Source organism: Verrucosispora sp. CNZ293 (genome assembly GCF_002754655.1).
The window spans coordinates 5,267,721-5,286,822 of the sequence record NZ_PEFR01000001.1 but is presented as its reverse complement, the minus strand read 5'-3'; the positions used below and the strand labels follow the sequence as shown (position 1 = coordinate 5,286,822).

General features: G+C 72.0%; 18 protein-coding genes and 1 pseudogene. 6 read left to right on the top strand and 13 right to left on the bottom strand.

The window, feature by feature from the left end:
• Positions 1-512 precede the first annotated feature (512 nt).
• From CLT74_RS31540 to CLT74_RS24095, 4 genes and pseudogenes are all read right to left on the bottom strand, one after another.
• A pseudogene (locus CLT74_RS31540) lies at positions 513-1,187 on the bottom strand (tetratricopeptide repeat protein); the annotation flags it as partial.
• 10 nt (positions 1,188-1,197) lie between these two features.
• Positions 1,198-1,683 carry a 2-C-methyl-D-erythritol 2,4-cyclodiphosphate synthase gene (gene ispF / locus CLT74_RS24105; RefSeq protein ID WP_099849093.1) on the bottom strand — a complete coding sequence of 162 codons (486 nt, stop codon included), beginning with the start codon at positions 1,681-1,683 and terminating at the stop codon, positions 1,198-1,200.
• Between the two features lie 13 nt (positions 1,684-1,696).
• Complete coding sequence (gene ispD, locus CLT74_RS24100; RefSeq protein ID WP_099849090.1) at positions 1,697-2,392, bottom strand: 2-C-methyl-D-erythritol 4-phosphate cytidylyltransferase; 696 nt, start codon at positions 2,390-2,392, stop codon at positions 1,697-1,699.
• Between the two features lie 56 nt (positions 2,393-2,448).
• Positions 2,449-2,934, bottom strand: a complete 486-nt coding sequence (locus CLT74_RS24095; protein ID WP_007073334.1) for a CarD family transcriptional regulator — start codon at positions 2,932-2,934, stop codon at positions 2,449-2,451.
• Positions 2,935-3,308: 374 nt separating this feature from the next.
• Here CLT74_RS24095 and CLT74_RS24090 point away from each other — a divergent pair, with 374 nt between their 5' ends.
• Entirely contained in the window at positions 3,309-3,980 is a 672-nt protein-coding gene (locus CLT74_RS24090) for a hypothetical protein (RefSeq protein WP_099849088.1), read from the top strand.
• 24 nt (positions 3,981-4,004) lie between these two features.
• Here the strand turns inward: CLT74_RS24090 and CLT74_RS24085 are convergent, their stop codons facing one another.
• The 4 genes from CLT74_RS24085 to CLT74_RS24070 all read right to left on the bottom strand — a co-directional run bounded on the left by CLT74_RS24085 (position 4,005) and on the right by CLT74_RS24070 (position 7,730).
• Positions 4,005-4,607 carry a hypothetical protein gene (locus tag CLT74_RS24085; RefSeq protein WP_099849086.1) on the bottom strand — a complete coding sequence of 201 codons (603 nt, stop codon included), beginning with the start codon at positions 4,605-4,607 and terminating at the stop codon, positions 4,005-4,007.
• 26 nt (positions 4,608-4,633) lie between these two features.
• Complete coding sequence (locus CLT74_RS24080) at positions 4,634-5,683, bottom strand: type III polyketide synthase (RefSeq protein ID WP_099849084.1); 1,050 nt, start codon at positions 5,681-5,683, stop codon at positions 4,634-4,636.
• Between the two features lie 89 nt (positions 5,684-5,772).
• Positions 5,773-6,945, bottom strand: a complete 1,173-nt coding sequence (locus CLT74_RS24075) for an acyl-CoA dehydrogenase family protein (RefSeq protein WP_099849082.1) — start codon at positions 6,943-6,945, stop codon at positions 5,773-5,775.
• A gap of 47 nt (positions 6,946-6,992) precedes the next feature.
• Positions 6,993-7,730, bottom strand: a complete 738-nt coding sequence (locus CLT74_RS24070) for a methyltransferase domain-containing protein (RefSeq protein ID WP_099849080.1) — start codon at positions 7,728-7,730, stop codon at positions 6,993-6,995.
• Between the two features lie 46 nt (positions 7,731-7,776).
• Between CLT74_RS24070 and CLT74_RS24065 the strand changes: the two genes are divergently transcribed.
• From CLT74_RS24065 to disA, 4 genes are all read left to right on the top strand, one after another.
• Complete coding sequence (locus CLT74_RS24065; protein WP_099849077.1) at positions 7,777-8,616, top strand: UbiA family prenyltransferase; 840 nt, start codon at positions 7,777-7,779, stop codon at positions 8,614-8,616.
• A gap of 140 nt (positions 8,617-8,756) precedes the next feature.
• The gene (locus CLT74_RS24060) at positions 8,757-9,494 is read left to right on the top strand and encodes a hypothetical protein (protein ID WP_099849075.1); all 738 of its coding nucleotides are present in this window, start codon (positions 8,757-8,759) and stop codon (positions 9,492-9,494) included.
• A 45-nt stretch (positions 9,495-9,539) separates the two neighbouring features.
• Complete coding sequence (gene radA / locus CLT74_RS24055) at positions 9,540-11,036, top strand: DNA repair protein RadA (protein ID WP_486582554.1); 1,497 nt, start codon at positions 9,540-9,542, stop codon at positions 11,034-11,036.
• An 88-nt stretch (positions 11,037-11,124) separates the two neighbouring features.
• Positions 11,125-12,303: a DNA integrity scanning diadenylate cyclase DisA gene (gene disA, locus CLT74_RS24050; RefSeq protein ID WP_099849073.1), complete on the top strand. Its 1,179-nt coding sequence runs from the start codon at positions 11,125-11,127 to the stop codon at positions 12,301-12,303.
• Positions 12,304-12,380: 77 nt separating this feature from the next.
• Here disA and CLT74_RS24045 read toward each other — a convergent pair whose 3' ends face one another.
• The 3 genes from CLT74_RS24045 to CLT74_RS24035 all read right to left on the bottom strand — a co-directional run bounded on the left by CLT74_RS24045 (position 12,381) and on the right by CLT74_RS24035 (position 14,348).
• Complete coding sequence (locus CLT74_RS24045) at positions 12,381-13,109, bottom strand: hypothetical protein (RefSeq protein WP_099849072.1); 729 nt, start codon at positions 13,107-13,109, stop codon at positions 12,381-12,383.
• A 136-nt stretch (positions 13,110-13,245) separates the two neighbouring features.
• Positions 13,246-13,839: a peptide deformylase gene (locus CLT74_RS24040; protein WP_199172249.1), complete on the bottom strand. Its 594-nt coding sequence runs from the start codon at positions 13,837-13,839 to the stop codon at positions 13,246-13,248.
• Positions 13,836-14,348: an ACT domain-containing protein gene (locus tag CLT74_RS24035; RefSeq protein ID WP_099849070.1), complete on the bottom strand. Its 513-nt coding sequence runs from the start codon at positions 14,346-14,348 to the stop codon at positions 13,836-13,838. The genes CLT74_RS24040 and CLT74_RS24035 overlap by 4 nt, the downstream gene beginning before the upstream one ends.
• A 94-nt stretch (positions 14,349-14,442) precedes the next feature.
• Between CLT74_RS24035 and CLT74_RS24030 the strand changes: the two genes are divergently transcribed.
• Positions 14,443-15,345 carry an A/G-specific adenine glycosylase gene (locus tag CLT74_RS24030; protein ID WP_099849067.1) on the top strand — a complete coding sequence of 301 codons (903 nt, stop codon included), beginning with the start codon at positions 14,443-14,445 and terminating at the stop codon, positions 15,343-15,345.
• 98 nt (positions 15,346-15,443) lie between these two features.
• On the opposite strand, the gene CLT74_RS24025 is transcribed toward CLT74_RS24030, so the two are convergent.
• Entirely contained in the window at positions 15,444-16,097 is a 654-nt protein-coding gene (locus CLT74_RS24025) for a C39 family peptidase (protein WP_099852759.1), read from the bottom strand.
• 448 nt (positions 16,098-16,545) lie between these two features.
• Positions 16,546-19,080 carry an ATP-dependent Clp protease ATP-binding subunit gene (locus tag CLT74_RS24020; protein ID WP_099852754.1) on the bottom strand — a complete coding sequence of 845 codons (2,535 nt, stop codon included), beginning with the start codon at positions 19,078-19,080 and terminating at the stop codon, positions 16,546-16,548.
• Between the last annotated feature and the right edge of the window lie 22 nt (positions 19,081-19,102).

The following is a 19,102-nucleotide window of genomic DNA, read 5'->3' as shown; positions in this document are numbered from 1 at the left end:
GCCGCGTAGACGGCCAGGGCGAGCGGACGGTCGGTGCGCCGCAGCACCGGCAGCACGGTCCGGGTCAGGCCGGGCAGCCGGGACGCGTGCTGCCGGAGCACGATGCCACCGCCAACGGCCGCCACCACGGCCAGCAGTCGGGAGAACCCGGAGCCGGTCGCTGTCGAACAGGCGACCACTGTGGCGGCAACCACCGACCAACCGGCTCCCCAGAGCACGAACTGCCGGAGCGCCGCCGGCACCGGCTGGCGTGCCACGACCGGCCCGGTACCGGTCTGGTCCGGCCCGGCCGGCCAGGCTTCGCCACGCCCCCGCTCCGAGTCTCCGGCGCGACCGGGCACCGGCCCGCCGGTGGGTATGTCTGCGCCCTGCGCCGGCCAGCTCGGGCGTTCCTCCGGCCCGCCGGGACGGCTGGCGTCGACGTCGCCAGCCGCCGAACGCTCCGCCTCGTCCGGGTCACGTCCCGGCCGGTCCGGCTCGTCGCCGGCCTCGTCCGGCCGGCTCGATTCGTCGCGCACCTCGTCGGCGCGGCGCGGATCCGTCGGGGGCAGGCTCGCCACCGCCGCTTCGGCAAGCCGCTCCAGCGCGCTGCTCCACCGCCGCTGCTCCAGCCGCAGCACCCCGACGTCCTCGCCCGCCTCCGCGAGTCGCGGGTCCAGTCGAAGCGCCTCCCGGTAGGCCCGCTCCGCCAGGTCGTACATCCGCATGTTGGCCGCGACCAGACCCAGCACCAGGTGGCCCTGCGGCTCCTCGGGGGCCAGCTCCACCCCGCGCCAGGCCGCGTTCAACGCCGGCTGACCGTTGCGGGAGCCGGCCAGGATCGCCGCCGCGCTGCGCTGGGCGTACGCGTCCGCCGGCCCCAGGGCCAGGATCTCGTCGGCGGTACGGGCGGCCTCGGCGTACCGTTCGAGGTCGCCGAGGGCCAGCCCACGGGCAACGAGCGCGGGCACCTGCCCCGGCGCGGCGGCCACCGCTGCCTCGGCGGCGGCGAGCGCCTCGGTCGGTCGGCCGGCGGCCAACTGCACCCGGGCCAGCATCGTCGACACCGTGGCGTCGGCCGGGTCGAGGGCCAGGGCGAAGCCCAGCTCTGCCACGGCCTCGTCGTAACGGCCCAGCTCAGCGAGGAGCGTGGCACGTTCGAGGTAGCCGTCGGCGGCGGGCGGGTCGGTGGGGACGTCGGGGGACATCGCGGCGAGCCTAGGCGCTCGGCTGCTCGTACACCAGGGCGACGGCGATCCCGGCGAGCCCCTCACCGCGCCCGGTGAAGCCCAGGCCGTCGGTGGTGGCGGCGGAGACGGTGACAGGTGCGCCGACGGCCTCCGACAGCACCTGCTGCGCCTCGTCCCGACGTGGGCCGATCTTCGGGCGGTTCCCCACCACCTGCACCGACACGTTGCCGATGGCGAAACCGGCGGAGCGTACCCGGCGGGCCGACTCGGTGAGCAGGGCCACCCCACTCGCTCCGGCCCATTCGGGCTGGCCCACCCCGAAGTTGGCCCCGAGATCGCCCAGACCGGCGGCCGAGAGCAACGCGTTGCAGGCAGCGTGGGCGGCCACGTCCGCGTCCGAGTGCCCGGCCAGGCCGTCCTGATCCGGCCAGTGCAGACCGGCGACCCAGCACGGCCGACCAACCTCGAAGGCGTGCACGTCGGTCCCGATGGCCACCCGAGGAACGATCATGATTTGAGGGTACGCGCTAGCGGGCTGTCGCCAGCAGATGCTCGGCCAGCGCCAGATCGAACGGCCTGGTGATCTTCAGGGCGTGCTCCGAACCGGGCACGCAATGCACCGGCACGCCGTGCTTCTCCACCAGCCCGGCGTCGTCGGTGAGGGCGTCGGCGGCAGCGGCGTGCGCGGCGGTCAGCACCGTCCGGCGGAATCCCTGGGGGGTCTGCACGGCACGCAACGCGGCCCGGTCGACGGTGCCGAGCACCATCTCGTCCGCGTCGACCTCCTTGATCGTGTCGACGACCGGCAGCACCGGGATCACCGCGTCATGACCAGCCCGGACCGCGGCCGCCACCGACTCCACGAGTGCGGGCGGGGTGAGCGCGCGGGCCGCGTCGTGCACCAGGATGATCTCGGGGCCGGCGGGTACCGCAGCGAGCGCGGCGGCCACCGAGGCCTGCCGCTCCGCGCCACCGGGCACCACGGTCACCGGGGCGATCGGCGCGAGCAGCGCACGCACGGAGGTGATCTCCGCGGCCGGAGCGGCTACCACGATGCTGTGCACCGAGGCGGCTGCGGCCAACCGACGGACCGCGTGCACCAGCAGCGGTTCACCGGCCAGCAGCCGCAGCGCCTTCGGACGGCCGGGCCCGAGGCGTACGCCGGCACCGGCCGCAGGCACGAGGACCGCGACGTCACCGCGCGGATTGAGCTGCGCGGTCACGTCGCGGTCCTCGACGGTTTGTTCACTACTAATCGGGTACGACGATGCTGCGTGGACTAGGCCTCGGTCAGCACCTTGTCGAGCAGCGTCTCCGCTTCGTCCTTGGTGCTCTTCTCGGCCAGCGCCACCTCGCCGACCAGAATGTCACGGGCCTTGGCGAGCATGCGCTTCTCGCCCGCGGACAGCCCCCGCTCCCGCTCGCGACGCCACAGGTCGCGGACGACCTCGGCCACCTTCAGCGGGTTGCCGGAGGCCAGCTTCTCCAGATTCGCCTTGTAACGCCGCGACCAGTTGGTCGGCTCCTCGGTGTGCGGAGCCCGGAGAACGTCGAAGACCTTGCCGAGGCCCTCTTCGCCCACCACCTCGCGCACACCCACGATCTCGGCGTTCTCGGCCGGTACCCGGACCGTCAGGTCACCCTGCGCGACCCTCAGGACGAGGTACTGCTTGGGCTCGCCCTTGATGACCCGAGTCTCGATTGCCTCGATGAGTGCGGCCCCGTGGTGGGGGTAAACAACGGTCTCGCCGACACTGAAAACCATAGGTTCGAAACCCCTTTCGCTGTGTCTAGGGTAACACGCTCAGGCACCGATGTCTCACCGCTGTCCTGACCGTTGGCGCAGCTCAGGGGCCCTGTGAGAGGTATTTCTTCGGCTTGACAGACCATCCAGACGATGATTCGAACACGCTCAGTAACCTTGGGATGACCCCCCGGACATCACCGTCATGGACGTGGAGATCCGGGAGAGCAAGCGCCGAGGCCCTGCAACACACCGCGCTGGAGATCAAGGGCTACGCACCCGTTCCATGGTATCCCGCCGCAGCTCGACGCGGGCAGCGGTAGCGGTACCCGGCCCGGTGCGGGACGCTTGACGAGTGCCGCGTCCGCGCACCTGTGAGGTTTCAGGGGGTCGTAATGGGCAAGGCTGACGCCGATGGTCCCGGACTGCCCGACCTGCCGCCGGAGTGGGGCCGGGTGGTCATTCCGGACGACATAGCGGCCCTGGCGGACGAGGCCGAGCAGATCCGTCGCGAGCTGCGGCGGGCGGCGGCGGGCCGCCGTCGCTGGCGTCCGCCTACCGGACCGGTGATCGTGCTGATCGTCGCGGTTCTCACCACCATCGCCGGCCTGGCCGCCGTCACCTGGCTCCGGGCCGGCCGGACCGGACCGAGCGCCAGCACGCCCGAGCCGACGCCGGCACAGCTGACCGGCCGTCCCCTGCCCGCGCTGGACCTGGTCGACGCCGGGCAGTCGCCGGTGCCGCTACGCGGGCTGCTCCCGGTCGTGGTGCTGCTGGTGGACGGCTGCACCTGCCCGGAGCAGGTCGCCGAGGCGGCGAGGTCGGCACCGCCCGGGGTGACCGTGGTCACCGTAGCCGACACCCGGCCCCGGGCAGCGCCGGCCGGGGCCCCGGTTCGAGCCCTCGCCGATCCCGCCGGCGGCCTGCGCGCCTTTCTGCACGTGCCGGCCAGCCCGGACGGCGTGACCGCCCTGCTCGCCGACCGAACCGGCCGAATCACGCTGATGGTGCCCGAGGTGGCCTCGATCAGCGATCACCGGGCCGAGCTGTCCCGGCTGGCCGGCTGACCCACGGCGAGCGCCGACAGCCGCTCAGCGCAGAGCGATCAACCGAGCCTCGACCTGGATCGAATCCGAGCCGGCGGGCGAGAACGACAACCGCACCGGAGCGCCGGTACCTGTGACTTCCACCAGGATCAGACCACCGTCACAGGCCACCGTCATCGGGGCCGCTGACCGTGCACCCCGCACGGCGACCAGCAGTTCCCCCGGACCGGTACAGCTCAGGCGCAACAGGTGCCGCTCACCGGAGCTCATCTGGGTCTGCCGGACGACCACACCGCCGGAGCTGAGCCTGGCCCGCTCGGTCCACACCAGCTCAGCCCCACTGGCGCGGCTCCAACCCGGCCGCGTGGCGTCGGCAGGCCCCCGGGACTCGCCGCCCACCCCCGCCACCGCGCCGGTACGCGCGTCGACGAGCACGGAGGCCGCGGCACCGGGAAACTCCCGCACGACCTCGCCGGTGACCTCATCCTCGCGCCAGTACGTGGCGGCCGACGACCCGCCCGGCGCGACACCGCCGCTGGCGACCTCCGGAGCCTGCACCCGCCACCACCAGCCACCGAGGGTCAACGCCGCCACCCCGACGGCGACCAGAAGGGCCCCGCGTAGCCGATGAATGGCATCGACGTCCATGTTTGAAGAGTAGCCCCGCCGAAAGGTCAGGCGTGGCGTTCCAGCAGGGCCGCGTAGAGCGTCAGGCCGGGACCGAAGGCCAGCATCACCACCCGACGCGGTGCCGGTGCCGACCGGAACAGACGGTCGAGGATCAACAGCACCGTCGGCGAGGAACAGTTCCCGTGCTCGCTCAACGTCTCCCTGGACGCCGCCATGGCGGCGGGCGACAGCCCCAACTCACGTTCCACCACGTTGAGGATGCGTGGGCCGCCCGGGTGCACGGCCCAGCCGTCCACCTCCGACCGGCGGGTGCCGTGCCGGGCCAGCACCTCGTCGACCAAACCCCGGACGTGCGTCGACAGCACCTGCGGCACCTTCGGCGACAGCCCCATCCGAAAGCCGGTGTCGGTGACCTCCCAGGTCATGTGGTCCGCGGTGGAGGTGTCGGTCACCGAGGCGACCTCACGCACGGCGTACCCCCGACCACCGGGCACGACCACGGCGGCGACCGCGGCGTCGGAGAAGAGTGCGTGGGAGACGATCTGCTGGGTGTCCATCCGAGCCGTGGAGGGCTGCAGGTGCAGGCTGGTCAACTCGGCGCAGAGCAGCAGCGCGGGACGCCCCCGTGCGGTGACGAAGTCACTCGCCGCGCCCAACCCCGGCAGGGCCGCGTAGCAGCCCATGTGACCGACGAACATCCGCTGGGTCGTGGCGGCCATGCCCAGGTCCCGGGCGAGCAGGATGTCCAGCCCCGGGGTGGCGTACCCGGTGCAGGAGCACACCACGAAGAGGCCGACGTCCTGGGCGTCCAGCCCGGCGGCGGTCAGTGCCCGGCCGACCGCCTCCTTGCCCAGCGGCAGCGCCTCAACCTGGTAGCGGAGCATCCGGCGCTCGGTCGGCCAGTCGGAGACGTCCTCGAGTAGCGGGTTGACCGCCGCCTGCCGCCGGGTCACCCCCGAGTGCGCGAAGATCCGCTCGGCCAGCGCGCGGGTGGAGCCGGAGAAGTGCTGGGAGAAGAACCTCTCCCACAACTCCTGTTGGTCAGCCGAGGGCGGATGGGCCGTGCCCAGGCCCGCGATCACCGGTACGGACACGGTCCCACCTTCCTCTCGCAAGCTCACATCTGACGCTCATCAGCCCAGCACTCGTACGCACGCGGAGCCCTTGAGCTCCTTCCTCACGCTCACCAACGAGGAGTCGATCCGTCACGGTCCGGGTCACCGCCGAGTGTGGCGATGCCGAGCCAGTCGGCGCAGACGTCGGAGGTGGCCGGGTGCAGCGATCCGCACCGGGCGTCGCGGTACAGCCGCTCCAGCGGATGACCCCGTCGGGTGGCCGAGGTGCCGGCCGCCTCCAGCATGGACGCTGCCACCTCCGCCGCGGTGGTGCCGGCCAGCAGCTTCGCCCGCCACACCCACCTGTTTGTCTCCTCGTCGCCAGGTGCCTCGTCCACCCGTCGGGCGGCCTCGGCGACCACCAGCTCGGCCGCCGCCACCGCGGCGTCGGCGCGGCCCAGTCGGGCCCGTACCGCCGGCAGCCCGGCGAGGTTGCGGGCGTTCAGGTGCTCGGCGGCGGCGTCGACAGCCGCCCGGGCCACCCCCACGTAGACGGCCGCGTAACTGGCCACCAGCCAGTGCGGCATGAGCTGGGCCACCACCAGGGCCAGCCCTTCGACCCCGCCGAGCAGCCGATCGGCCTCGACCGTGACGTCGAGGTGCAGGTCGTGCGAGGCGGTGGCGCGCATGCCGAGGGCGTCCCAGGTCGGCTCGACGGTGAGACCCTCGCCGGCCGGCACCAGGAACTGCGAGACCACCGACGGATCGGCGGCGCTGCGGGCGGCCACCAGGTAGCCGTCGGCGTGACCGGCACCGGAGCAGAAGGTCTTGCTGCCCTTGATCCGCCAGCCTCCGTCGACCGGCTCGTAGACCGTGGCGAGCTGGGACAGCCGGGCGCCCGCGCCCCGCTCGCTCATCGCGACCGCGTACCACGACCCATCGGCCGCCGCCCGTAACAGCCGGTCTCGGGCGGCCAGCGCCTCCGCCGGTACGCCGAGCGCCTCGGCCAGCTCCTCGGTGACCGCGCCGAGCGCCCCGGTCACCGAAGCGTGCATGTTGAACACCAGCGCGGTGGCGCCGTTGCCCCGGGCCAGCTCGGTGGCGACGGCCGCGTACTCCGCGAAGGTGGCACCGGCACCGCCCAGTTCGGCGGGGACCATCAGACCGAACAGCCCCGCCGTACGCAGGTCGGCGAAGTCATCGACCGGGAACGAACCGTCCCGGTCGTGCGTGGCGGCCCGCGCCGCCAGTCGGGGCGCCAGCCGCCGAGCCGCCGCCGACGCTCCACTGCGCTCGGTCATGGATGGAACCCCCTCTTCGGCCATTCCCATACCCTCACCTGGATCAGCTATCCGTCGCGTAGCCCGTGGCCCTGGTAGAGCACCGCCCTCGACCCGGTCGGCACGATGCGTGGTGCCTGACCGGTCGGCGTCGCGGCACCCCGCACCTGCCGGACCAGCCACCGCAGCAGCCCCGGTACGCCCGGCCGGACACCCCGCACCCGCAGGTCGACGCCGTGCCGGGCGCACTCGGCGACCAGCTCGCGATCGTCCACGAACAACCGCGGGTCGTGGATGCCGCGCGGCACTGTCGGCAGTCGCTCGGCGATGTGGACAGCGACCAACCGGGCCAGCGCGGTGTCGTTCAGGGTGTCCAGCACCAGCAGTCCGCCGGGGCGCAGCAGACGACACGCCTCGGCCACCGCCGCCCGCCAGTCCGGTACGTGCTCCAGCAGCTCGCCGGCGGCGACCACGTCGGCGCACCCGTCCACGAGTGGGACCGCCGTGGCGTCGCCGTTGACCGCCGTCACGCCGTGCGCCGCCGCCTGAGCCAGCGCCGAGCGGGTGAGGTCCACCCCCACGTGTCGGTAGCCCTTGCCGGCCAGGTGCGGGGCGAGCAGCCCGGCCCCACAGCCCAGGTCGACCAGGAGCGCGCCGGGTCGCGTCGCCGGGGGCACCAGCGCGGCCCTTGCCCGGGCCAGCCAGTGCAGCATGGCGAACACGCCATCCGGCCGCCACCACTCGTCCGCCAGGTCGTCGTACTGGCGCGGATCATTGCGGGGCAGCACGAGGCCAGCGTCACGCATGGCAACGAGCGTGGCACGACTCCCCGGTAACGACCAGACTTCCGTTATGTCGTCGACGGTGTTAGGGCTGGTCAGAGCGAGCCATCCGGAGCCGACCGCGGCGGTCACCACAGTGGCCGGCCTGCTGGCCGTCGGCGTCGGTCATCCACCCGGCGGCGTCGTCGCGGTGGTGCTCACCGTGGCTGCCAGCCAGTTCACGGTCGGGTGGACGAACGATCTGCTCGACGCGGATCGCGACGCCACGGTCGGGCGTACCGACAAGCCGCTGGCCTCCGGCGCGCTCGGGCGGCGTACCGTCGCGGTGGCCGCCGCCGTGGCCGCGACGGCAACAGTTGCCCTGGCTCTGACGACCAACCCGGCGGCGGCGCTCTGCGCCATCGTCGCCCTGGTCTCGGCGCTGCTCTACGACTGGCCGCTGAAGTCCACGGCGGTCTCGGTGCTGCCGTACGCGATCTCCTTCGGCGCGCTGCCCGCCTTCGTGGTGCTGGCCCTGCCCGGTGCGCCGGCCCCGCCGGCCTGGCTGGTTGCCGCGGCGGCACTGCTCGGTGCGGGCGCCCATTTCGCGAACGTGCTGCCGGACTTCGCCGACGACGCCAGGACCGGGGTGCGCGGGCTACCGCACCGGCTCGGCCCGACGGGTAGCCGGGCGGCCGCCGTCGGACTGCTGATCGCGGCGACCGTCACACTTGTGCTCGGACCGCCCGGACCACCGACGGGCGTGGGCCTCGCAGCGGTCGTCGCCGCCGTCGTGATCTTCATCGTCGCCTGGCACCTCGGCCGGGTCGACGAACGCGCCGGGGCTCGGCCGGTGGCCGCCTTCCGGGCGGTGCTGCTGGTCGCCCTGATCGACGTCGTCCTGCTGGTCACGAGCGGTCGACTGGTCTGAGCTCTCACCCCGGCAGGTGGCCCCGCCGGGTCCGCGTGCGGGCCACGATCAGCTCCAACTACCCTGGAGCCCGGTCTGCGCGGGTATGGCCAGCGGTTCCGGCGGGTGAGCCGGGAGTGATCGTGACGAGGAGGACCGACGTGACGCGCTCGATCAGGGGTTCCCGGCGGGCTGCCGTGCTGCTGCCCGGGATCGCGGCGGCAGCCGGGCTGCTGCTGTCCGGGTGCGGCGCCGGCCAGATCTCCGAGACGGCCAACAAGGTGCCGTCGGTCCAGGGCGCCAACATCCAGGCCGGCGACGGGAAGTACGCCGTACGCGGCGCCCTGGTCGCCTATCCCGGTGTCGAGGGCTACCAGGCCGGCGAAAACGCCCCGCTCAACGTCGTCCTCTACAACGACTCCCGAGACCCGGTGACGGTGACCGTCACCTCGCCGGACGCCCGTGAGGTGGTGATCACCACGGTCGCCGCCGCGACGAGCCCGTCGCCGACCGTCTCCCCGTCACCTGAGCAGTCCCCCGAGGGCTCCCCCTCGCCGGACAACTCAGCCTCGCCGGACAACTCCGCCTCGCCGGACAGCTCGCCGTCGCCGGACGACTCGCCGTCGCCCAGCCCGACCGAATCGCCCTCCACCGGTCCGGCCCGGATCGAGATCCCCCCGCTGAGCTACGTGCAGCTGAACACCGAGGGTGAGCAGGTGCTCCAGCTCGTCGGGCTGAACGAGGCCCTGCTCGCCGGCCAGAATGTCACGCTGACCTTCGACTTCAACGGCGAGACGGTCACCACCCCCGCGCCGATCGCCGTACCGCTCTCCCCGGCGCCGCAGCCGTCTCCGGTCATCGAGCGGCACACCGAGTACGAGGGCGAAGGCGGCCACTGAGCCCGTCCAGGTGCGTCCCGACGGCGCCGTCGGCGTGGTGCAGCCATGCCGACGGCGCCGTCGTCGTACCCGGGGGTTAGCGTCGGTCGGGTGAGCATCTCCCGATCGACCCCGTCCCGGGCGGGCACCGGCTCGCGAGGCCGGGCCGCCGCTCGCGAGCCCCGCCCCGCGTACGAGTGCGACGCCTGCGGACACCAACCACCGAAGTGGGTCGGACGCTGTCCCGAGTGCGGCGAGTGGGGTTCCGTGGTCGAGTGCACGATCACCGGCCCGACCGTCTCGGGTCGGGTGGTGAGCTCACGGATGCCCGCCGAGCCGGCCCGACCCATCGCCACCATCAGCGCGGCACCGGCCCGGGCCCGGCCCACCGGGGTCGGCGAGCTGGACCGTGTCCTCGGTGGCGGCCTGGTCCCCGGTGCCGTGGTGCTGCTCGCCGGGGAGCCGGGGGTCGGCAAGTCAACCCTGCTGCTCGACGTCGCCCAGCAGTGGGCCGCCGGGGCGGGCAGCCCGTCGCTGGTGGTCAGCGGTGAAGAGTCGGTCAGCCAGGTGCGGCTGCGGGCGGAGCGCATGGGCACCCTGCACGACCAGCTCTTCCTGGCCGCCGAGAGCGACCTCGCGGCGGTGCTCGGTCATCTCGACGCGGTCAAGCCCGGCCTGCTCGTCCTCGACTCGGTACAGACCATCTCCACCACCGGCACCGAGGGCGTACCCGGCGGGGTGACCCAGGTCCGAGCGGTCACCGCCGCCCTGGTCGCGGTGGCCAAGGAACGCGGAATCGCCACCGTGCTGGTCGGCCACGTCACCAAGGACGGCCAGGTCGCCGGTCCTCGGGTGCTCGAACATCTGGTCGACGTGGTGCTGCACTTCGAAGGCGACAAGCACTCGTCCCTGCGGATGGTGCGTGGTGTCAAGAACCGCTTCGGCGCCGCCGACGAGGTCGGCTGCTTCGAGATGCACGAGGGCGGCATCAGCAGCCTCGCCGACCCGTCCGGGCTGTTTCTGACGCGCTACTCCGAGCCGGTCCCGGGCACCTGCGTGACGGTGGCGATGGAGGGGCGTCGGGCACTGCTCACCGAGGTTCAGGCGCTGATCGGCGCCACGGTGGCCGGCTCGCCCCGGCGTACCGTCTCCGGGCTGGACTCCGCCCGGCTGGCGATGGTGCTGGCGGTGCTCCAGCGCCGTACCGAACGGCTCACCCTGCACGACCGGGAGGTCTTCGCGGCCACCGTGGGCGGCATCCGGGTGGTGGAGCCCGCGGCCGACCTCGCGGTCGCCCTCGCCGTCGCCTCCGGAGGGCTCAACCTGGCGATCGCGCCGCACCTGGTGGCGATCGGTGAGGTCGGCCTCACCGGCGAGGTACGCCGGGTGGGCGCGGTGCCACGGCGGCTGGCCGAGGCGGCCCGGCTCGGTTTCCGGCTCGCTCTCGTGCCGCCCGGTTGCGGTCCGACGAGCACCGGCGCCGGCCCGGAGCAGCTGCGAGTGATCGAGGTCACTGATGTCCGCTCGGCGTTGCAGGCGGCGGCGCGGGCGTCAGCGGAGTGAGCCCTCCACCGGGCAGGCCGGGCGGAATCGTGACACATCACAGTAACCGCGAGAGCACCCACCGCAGGGCAGTCCGTAGACTGTGCCCGTGCCGATCGACCGCGATACCACCAAGCCTGCCGGCGCGACGCCCCACGCCCGCACCGCTGCCGTGGGCTCGCCCGCCCGACCGATCAGCGTGAGCGTGACCGGGGGCGGCGTCGCCGGAGACCCGCTGCGCGCCAACCTGGCTCTGATGGCACCGGGCACCGCGTTGCGCGACGGGCTGGAGCGGATCCTGCGGGGTCGGACGGGCGCGTTGATCGTGCTCGGCTACGACAAGGTGGTCGAGGGCCTCTGCACCGGCGGCTTCCCGCTGGACGTCGAATTCTCCGCGACCCGGGTCCGCGAGCTGTGCAAGATGGACGGCGCGGTGGTGCTCTCCAGCGACGGGACCCGGATCGTCCGGGCGGCGGTGCACCTGATGCCCGATCCGACCATCCCGACCGAGGAGTCCGGCACCCGGCACCGCACCGCCGAGCGGGTCGCCCGCCAGACCGGCTACCCGGTCATCTCGGTCAGCCAGTCCATGCGCATCATCAGCCTCTACGTCAACGGCCAGCGGCACGTGCTCGACGACTCGGCGGCGATCCTCTCCCGCGCGAATCAGGCGCTCGCCACGCTGGAGCGGTACAAGCTCCGCCTGGACGAGGTCTCCGGCACCCTGTCCGCCCTGGAGATCGAGGATCTGGTCACCGTACGTGACGCGGTGGCGGTGGTGCAGCGACTGGAGATGGTCCGCCGGATCGCCGACGAGATCGCCGGTTACGTGGTGGAGCTGGGCACCGACGGGCGGTTGCTCGCCCTTCAGCTTGACGAGTTGATGGCCGGCGTCGACGCCGACCGCACCCTGGTCATTCGCGACTACCTGCCCACCGGCCGCAAGTCCCGGACTCTCGACGAGGCGCTTGTCGAGCTGGACCTGCTCAGCGCCACCGAACTGATCGACCTGGTCTCGGTGGCCAAGGCGATCGGCTATCCGGCCGCCTCGGACGCGCTGGACGCCGCGGTCAGCCCGCGCGGGTTCCGGCTGCTGGCCAAGGTACCCCGGCTTCCGACAGCCGTGGTCGACCGGCTGGTGGTGCACTTCGGCAGCCTGCAACGGCTGCTGGGTGCCACGGTGGAGGATCTCCAGACGGTCGAGGGCGTCGGTGACGCCCGGGCCCGGGGCGTCCGCGAGGGGCTGTCACGGCTGGCCGAGGCGTCCATCCTGGAACGCTACGTCTGACCGGCTGCCGGAGATCCCCGGCCGAGCGCGGCATACGCCGGGCGGCCCGAGGATTTCCGACCGCCGCTGAGCGCTGACTACCTGATGACCAGCTTCGCGGGCTGGCTCAGCTTGGTGCCCACCCGGGCGAAGACCTGGTACGTGCCGGCCGGCACGGTAGGTCCGTTGGCCACCCCGTTGGCGCACCGGCTGCTGTCCTTACCGTTCCAGTTGACCTGGTACGAGCGTTCGAAGCCGGGGGTGAAGGACTGCACGTCCGACCCGGCGGCCGTGCCGCAGGTGTCCGAGGACCAGACCACCTCGGCACCGGCCTTGAGGTAAAGCTCCTGGGCGGTGGCGCCGACGTCTCGGCTGCACGTCCGATCCGACCTGTTACGGACCTTCAGGTTCAGGTCGACTGTGGCCCCCGAGGCCACCTGCGCGGGCAGCACCACTGCGGTCACCGAGAGTTCGCTGTCCGCGCAGTTACCCTCGTCCGCGACCGGATCCACGGCTGGCGGGTCGTTGCTGAGGCTCGGCTCGGTGTCCGGACCGGAGTCGGCCTCGTCCCCCGGGGTGGACGGGTCCGCCCCGGCATCACCGGACGGCGGTGAACCGGTCTGCGGGGTCAGCACCGACCCCGTCGGCTCCGGCGCGCCGGTCGTCACGCCCGGCTCGGGCTGCCCGTTCCCTGTCGCGTCGTTGCCCCCGTCGGGCCCGTTGCACGAGTAGAGCAGGACAATCAGGAAGAGCAGCACCGCACCGAGCACGACGGCGCGACGCCGCCAGTACACGGTGGGAGGCAGGGGGCCGACCGTCAGACGCATGATGTCTCCACCGTAGCGGCGGCGGGTGCGACGGACGGCAGCGACGCGCCGTGGCTCGCCCGACCCATCGGATCCGACCCTCCATTCACGACGGTTCGCTCCGGCGACGGTCACTCAGCGCAACTGCCGCTCCGGCTCAGAGGTAGACCTTTCGCTGGTAGATCGCGTGTGCGCCGGCCACCCGGTCCAGAAACAGCGCTCCGGCGCAGTGGTCGATCTCGTGTTGCAGGGCACGTGCCTCGAAGCCGTCCGTCACCAGGCGTACGGTTTCGCCGCTGCCCGGCAGCGCGCCCTCCACCACCAGCCGGCTCGCCCGCTTCACGTCACCAGTCAGGTCCGGCACCGACATGCACCCCTCCCGGCCGGCCTTCCACCGGGTCGCCTCGACCACCCGGGCGTTACAGAGCACGAAGACACCATGCCCGGTGACCGTCTTGGGATGCCCGGTGACGTCCACCGCGAAGATCTGAGCGCTCACCCCGACCTGTGGAGCCGCCAGTCCGACACAGCCGGGCGACACCCGCATCGTGGCGACCAGGTCGGCGGCGAGTCGTACCGTCTCACCAGCGGTCGGGTCGACCTCGTCGCCCGGCCGGCTGAGCACCGGGTCCGGGGCGCAGACCACCGGGATGACCTGGCCGCCGCCAAGCGACTCGGGTACCCAGTCACCGAGGCCCACGTACGCCTCGGCCTGCGGATCCAGCTTCGGCCCGTCCAGTGCGCCGCTCACAGCACGTCCGGTTCGGCGGGCCGGAGGGTGACCTCGACGCCGAGACCGGTAGCGGCCTCGGACAGCCGGCCGGCGAGCGTGTCGGCGGTACCCGGGGGCAGTTCCACCTCGGCGACCACCACGTAGAGCGCCCCCGCCAGGCGGGTGCTCAGGTCGGTGACGTTGCCGCCGGCGTCGGCAAGCACCCGCGTCATCGCGGCCACGATGCCCATCCGGTCGGCACCGTGCACCGCCATCACGTACGGTTCACCGGCCGGTGCCGTCTCACCGTCCGGCGTCACCGCGCTGACGGTCGCCAGCAGCTGACCATCGGCGGCCAGTGGTGCCAGCGCAGCCTCGACCTCGGCGGCGGCCGGGCCGACGCAGATCAGGGTCATCGCGAAGTGTCCCCGTAGCCGGGTCATGGTGCTGTCGGTGAGGTTGGCCCCGAGCCGGGCGAGCACCTCGGCGACGTCAGCCACGATGCCGGGCCGGTCCCGGCCGATGACGGTGATCGCAAGCTCGTTCATCCGGGCATTCTGCCCGATCGTCAGCCGCCGTCGGCGTCGGCCCGCCCGACCGTCCGATCGGCGGGATCAGCGCACGTGACATCATCGGCGCGCGATGACAGAGGCGACATTCGCCGGCCGGGTGAGCCGGTGGTACGAACAGCACGCGCGGGACCTGCCGTGGCGCAGGCCCGAGGTGAGCCCGTGGGCGATCCTGGTCAGCGAGGTCATGCTTCAGCAGACCCCGGTTGCCCGGGTGGTGCCCGCCTGGCTGGCGTGGCTGGAGCGCTGGCCGACACCGGCCGCGCTGGCCGCGTCGAGTCCGGCCGAGGCGATCCGGATGTGGGGACGGCTCGGCTACCCCCGTCGAGCGGTGCGGCTGCACGACTGCGCGACGGCCATCGTGGAGCGCCACGGCGGCGCGGTACCGGACCGGCTGGAGCAGTTGCTCGCGCTGCCCGGCGTCGGCACGTACACCGCCCGGGCGGTGGCCGCCTTCGCGTACGGCCAGCGTCACCCGGTGGTCGACACGAACGTCCGCCGGGTGGTCTGTCGGGCGGTGGCCGGCGAACCGGATGCCGGCCCGACCACCCGACCCGCGGATCTGGTCGCCACCGAGGAGCTGCTGCCCGCCGAGCCGGCCGCTGCCGCCCTGGCCAGCGCCGCGATCATGGAACTGGGGGCGGTCGTCTGCACCGCCCGGTCGCCTCGCTGCGACGCGTGCCCGGTCGAGTCGACCTGCGCCTGGCGGGCCTCCGGGCAGCCCGCTCCACCCGGTCCGACCCGCCGCCCTCAGCGGTACGCGGGCACCGACCGTCAGGTGCGCGGCCTGCTGCTGGGGGTGCTGCGGGAGGCCAGCGGCCCGGTACCGCACCAGCGCCTGGACCAGGTCTGGGCGGACGAGGTGCAGCGCGCTCGCGCACTTGCCGGCCTGGTCACCGACGGGTTGGTCGAGCCGGTCGGCGACGCCTCGTTCCGACTGATCGGGGATGGCCCACCGGCACCGGTGGCCGGCTGAGGACCGGTCATCGTCGACGACCCACCGATAACCGGTGGCAGGCTGAGGGCCGGCCCCGAACGGGACCGGCCCTCAGCGTTCGATTTTCGGCTGATGGATCAGGCGGAATAGCCGCGGCTGGCGATCCAGTCGGCAAGCGCGTCGGTGCTGATCCAGTACTCGGCCCGGGCGGCGTCGGCCGAGTCAGCGATCTTCATCTGGTCGCCGCCGTCGCGGTAACCGGTCACCGCGATGTAGTGGCCACCCTCGAAGGTGTGGCTGCCCCCGGCCAGGTCGGTGGCGGTGCCGACCACGTTGGCCACCACGCCCCGGCCATCGTCGACGGCACGGACGACGTCCTCGCGCAGCCTGTTGGTCTCGGCGCGATCGGCGGCCTGACCGGGGATCTCAACCGTGCGGTAGACATCCTTGCCGGCCTTGCGGTTGAGGGCCTCGGTGATCAGGTACGCCGAGTCGGTGCCCCGCTCGGTGGTGCCCATCTCGCGGGCCAGGTCGTCCTGGGACACGTCCTTGTTCAGGATGCTCAGGGTGTTACGCACCGCCGCCGGGCCGCAGTAGTAGAAGTTCGGCTGGGCCTGGTAGCGCACCTTGAGCTGTCGCTCGCCCTTGCCGTGCCCCCGCTCGGTCACCGCGGTCAGCGGGTCCGAGCTGGGCGGAGCAGCCAGCGCGCCCACCGGGCCGGCGATCATTCCACCGGCGCAGACGGCACCGGCGGCGGTCAGGACAGCCTTGCGGATCGAACTCGTCATGATCATTGCCTTCCGTCTCGGGGGATCGACACGACACCAGGAGAAGGGAGGATGCGGATACCGCGTCGGGATGAGGCGGCGCGGACGCGCCTGCCCGGATCTGCGACGACCTCTGCGGGCCCGGCATTTCCGGGTGGGCCGGAGGCAGCGGCCGTCGCGGTTACTCCCGGTACAACGGCCCCCGGCACCGGTCCATGCCCAGGCAAACCGTGACCGCCGTCACGACAAATACCCACGAATCAGACATCGACCCTAGGTGGGCAGCCGGCGCGCGGACGCAGCCCCCTGAACGGTTCACCCCCGCCCGGCACCGCAGCCCGACAGCCGCTCGCCCGACTCGATGCGGGCAGCGGGCCGGACGGGCAGCGAGGCAGACCGGGGCCGATCCCCGACAGACGGCGACGGCCCGGTGGCATTCGCCACCGGGCCGTCGTTGCTTTCGGCTGACTACCTACTCGTCCGCGCCAGCGGGGGCCGTCGTCCCGCCGAGGTCGGCCGGCACGGCGTCCGGCACCTCCACCGGCCGGTCAGACCCCTTGAAGACGAGCTTGGACTTGTCGATGTCGTTCGGGTCGCCGTCGCAGTCCACCACGACGATCTGACCCGGGGTCAGCTCGTTGAACAGGATCCGCTCGGAGAGGTTGTCCTCGATGTCGCGCTGGATCGTGCGACGCAGCGGACGCGCCCCGAGCACCGGGTCGAAGCCCTTCTTCGCCAGGTACTTCTTGGCGTTGTCGGTCAGCTCCAGGCCCATGTCCTTGTTCCGCAGCTGGGTCTCGATCCGCTGGATCATGATGTCCACGATCGAGAGGATCTCGTTCTCGCGCAGCTGGTGGAAGACGATTGTGTCGTCGATCCGGTTCAGGAACTCGGGCCGGAAGTGCTGCTTGAGCTCGTCGTTGACCTTCTGCTTCATCCGGTCGTAGTTGGACTCGGAGTCCTCCGACGCCTGGAAGCCCAGCGAGACCGCCTTGGCGACGTCCCGGGTGCCCAGGTTGGTGGTCAGGATGATGACCGTGTTCTTGAAGTCCACGATCCGGCCCTGACCGTCGGTGAGCCGACCGTCCTCCAGGATCTGCAGGAGCGTGTTGAACACGTCCGGGTGGGCCTTCTCGATCTCGTCGAAGAGCACCACGCTGAACGGCCGACGCCGCACCTTCTCGGTCAGCTGCCCGCCCTCGTCGTAGCCGACGTAGCCGGGAGGGGCACCCACCAGCCGGGAGACGGTGTACCGGTCGTGGAACTCGGACATGTCCAGCTGGATCAGGGCGTCCTCGCTGCCGAACAGGAACTCCGCGAGAGCCTTGGACAGCTCGGTCTTACCCACGCCGGACGGGCCGGCGAAGATGAACGAGCCCGACGGGCGCTTGGGGTCCTTCAGGCCGGCCCGGGTACGCCGGATCGCCTTCGAGACCGCCTTGACCGCGTCCTCCTGGCCGATGACGCGCTTGTGCAGCTCGTCCTCCATGCGCAGCAGGCGCGAGGTCTCCTCCTCGGTCAGCTTGTAGACCGGGATGCCCGTCCAGTTGCCGAGCACCTCGGCGATCTGCTCGTCGTCGACCTCGCTGACGACGTCCAGGTCACCGGCCTTCCACTCCTTCTCCCGCTGTGCCTTCTGGCCCAGCAGCTGCTTCTCCTTGTCCCGCAGCTGCGCGGCGCGCTCGAAGTCCTGCGCGTCGATCGCGGACTCCTTGTCGCGGCGCACCTGCGCGATGCGCTCGTCGAAGTCGCGCAGGTCTGGCGGCGCGGTCATCCGGCGGATCCGCATCCGGGCACCGGCCTCGTCGATGAGGTCGATCGCCTTGTCCGGCAGGAACCGGTCGGAGATGTACCGATCGGCAAGCGTCGCGGCAGCCACGAGCGCCGCGTCGGTGATCGAGACGCGGTGGTGCGCCTCGTACCGGTCCCGCAGGCCCTTGAGGATCTCGATGGTGTGCGCCAGCGACGGCTCGCCGACCTGGATGGGCTGGAAGCGCCGCTCCAGCGCGGCGTCCTTCTCCAGGTGCTTGCGGTACTCGTCGAGCGTGGTCGCGCCGATGGTCTGCAGCTCACCACGGGCCAGCATCGGCTTGAGGATGCTCGCCGCGTCGATCGCGCCCTCGGCCGCACCAGCGCCGACGAGGGTGTGGATCTCGTCGATGAACAGGATGATGTCGCCCCGGGTGCGGATCTCCTTGAGCACCTTCTTGAGGCGCTCCTCGAAGTCACCGCGGTACCGGGAACCGGCCACCAGCGCGCCCAGGTCGAGCGTGTAGAGCTGCTTGTCCTTGAGCGTCTCGGGCACCTCGCCCTTGATGATCTTCTGGGACAGTCCCTCGACCACTGCGGTCTTACCGACGCCGGGCTCGCCGATCAGGACCGGGTTGTTCTTGGTCCGGCGGGAGAGCACCTGCATCACCCGCTCGATCTCCTTCTCGCGCCCGATCACCGGGTCGAGCTTGCCCTCCCGGGCGGCCTGGGTCAGGTTCCGACCGAACTGGTCCAGCACCAGGCTTGTCGACGGCGCGGCCTCACCCGGCGCGGTGCCGGCCGCAGCCGGCTCCTTGCCCTGGTAGCCGGAGAGCAGCTGGATCACCTGCTGGCGGACCCGGTTCAGGTCGGCGCCGAGCTTGACCAGCACCTGGGCGGCGACGCCCTCACCCTCACGGATCAGCCCGAGCAGGATGTGCTCGGTGCCGATGTAGTTGTGGCCGAGCTGAAGCGCCTCACGTAGCGACAGCTCCAGCACCTTCTTGGCCCGCGGCGTGAACGGAATGTGCCCGCTCGGTGCCTGCTGACCCTGGCCGATGATCTCCTCGACCTGCTGGCGGACGCCCTCCAGGGAGATGCCGAGGCTCTCCAGGGCCTTCGCCGCGACGCCTTCACCTTCGTGGATCAGACCCAGCAGGATGTGTTCCGTACCGATGTAGTTGTGGTTGAGCATCCGGGCCTCTTCTTGGGCCAGGACGACAACCCGTCGCGCTCGGTCGGTGAACCGCTCGAACATGCCCTCGTGCTCCTCACGTGCC

What these genes read in the sequence shown, in the direction of transcription:
- CLT74_RS24095 (WP_007073334.1), bottom strand. Translation starts at nt 2,934, where the DNA reads ATGGTTTTCAGTGTCGGCGAGACCGTTGTTTACCCCCACCACGGGGCC.
- CLT74_RS24090 (WP_099849088.1), top strand. Translation starts at nt 3,309, where the DNA reads ATGGGCAAGGCTGACGCCGATGGTCCCGGACTGCCCGACCTGCCGCCG.
- CLT74_RS24085 (WP_099849086.1), bottom strand. Translation starts at nt 4,607, where the DNA reads ATGGACGTCGATGCCATTCATCGGCTACGCGGGGCCCTTCTGGTCGCC.
- CLT74_RS24075 (WP_099849082.1), bottom strand. Translation starts at nt 6,945, where the DNA reads ATGACCGAGCGCAGTGGAGCGTCGGCGGCGGCTCGGCGGCTGGCGCCC.
- CLT74_RS24070 (WP_099849080.1), bottom strand. Translation starts at nt 7,730, where the DNA reads ATGCGTGACGCTGGCCTCGTGCTGCCCCGCAATGATCCGCGCCAGTAC.
- CLT74_RS24065 (WP_099849077.1), top strand. Translation starts at nt 7,777, where the DNA reads ATGTCGTCGACGGTGTTAGGGCTGGTCAGAGCGAGCCATCCGGAGCCG.
- radA (WP_486582554.1), top strand. Translation starts at nt 9,540, where the DNA reads ATGCCGACGGCGCCGTCGTCGTACCCGGGGGTTAGCGTCGGTCGGGTG.
- CLT74_RS24045 (WP_099849072.1), bottom strand. Translation starts at nt 13,109, where the DNA reads ATGCGTCTGACGGTCGGCCCCCTGCCTCCCACCGTGTACTGGCGGCGT.
- CLT74_RS24035 (WP_099849070.1), bottom strand. Translation starts at nt 14,348, where the DNA reads ATGAACGAGCTTGCGATCACCGTCATCGGCCGGGACCGGCCCGGCATC.
- CLT74_RS24030 (WP_099849067.1), top strand. Translation starts at nt 14,443, where the DNA reads ATGACAGAGGCGACATTCGCCGGCCGGGTGAGCCGGTGGTACGAACAG.
- CLT74_RS24020 (WP_099852754.1), bottom strand. Translation starts at nt 19,080, where the DNA reads ATGTTCGAGCGGTTCACCGACCGAGCGCGACGGGTTGTCGTCCTGGCC.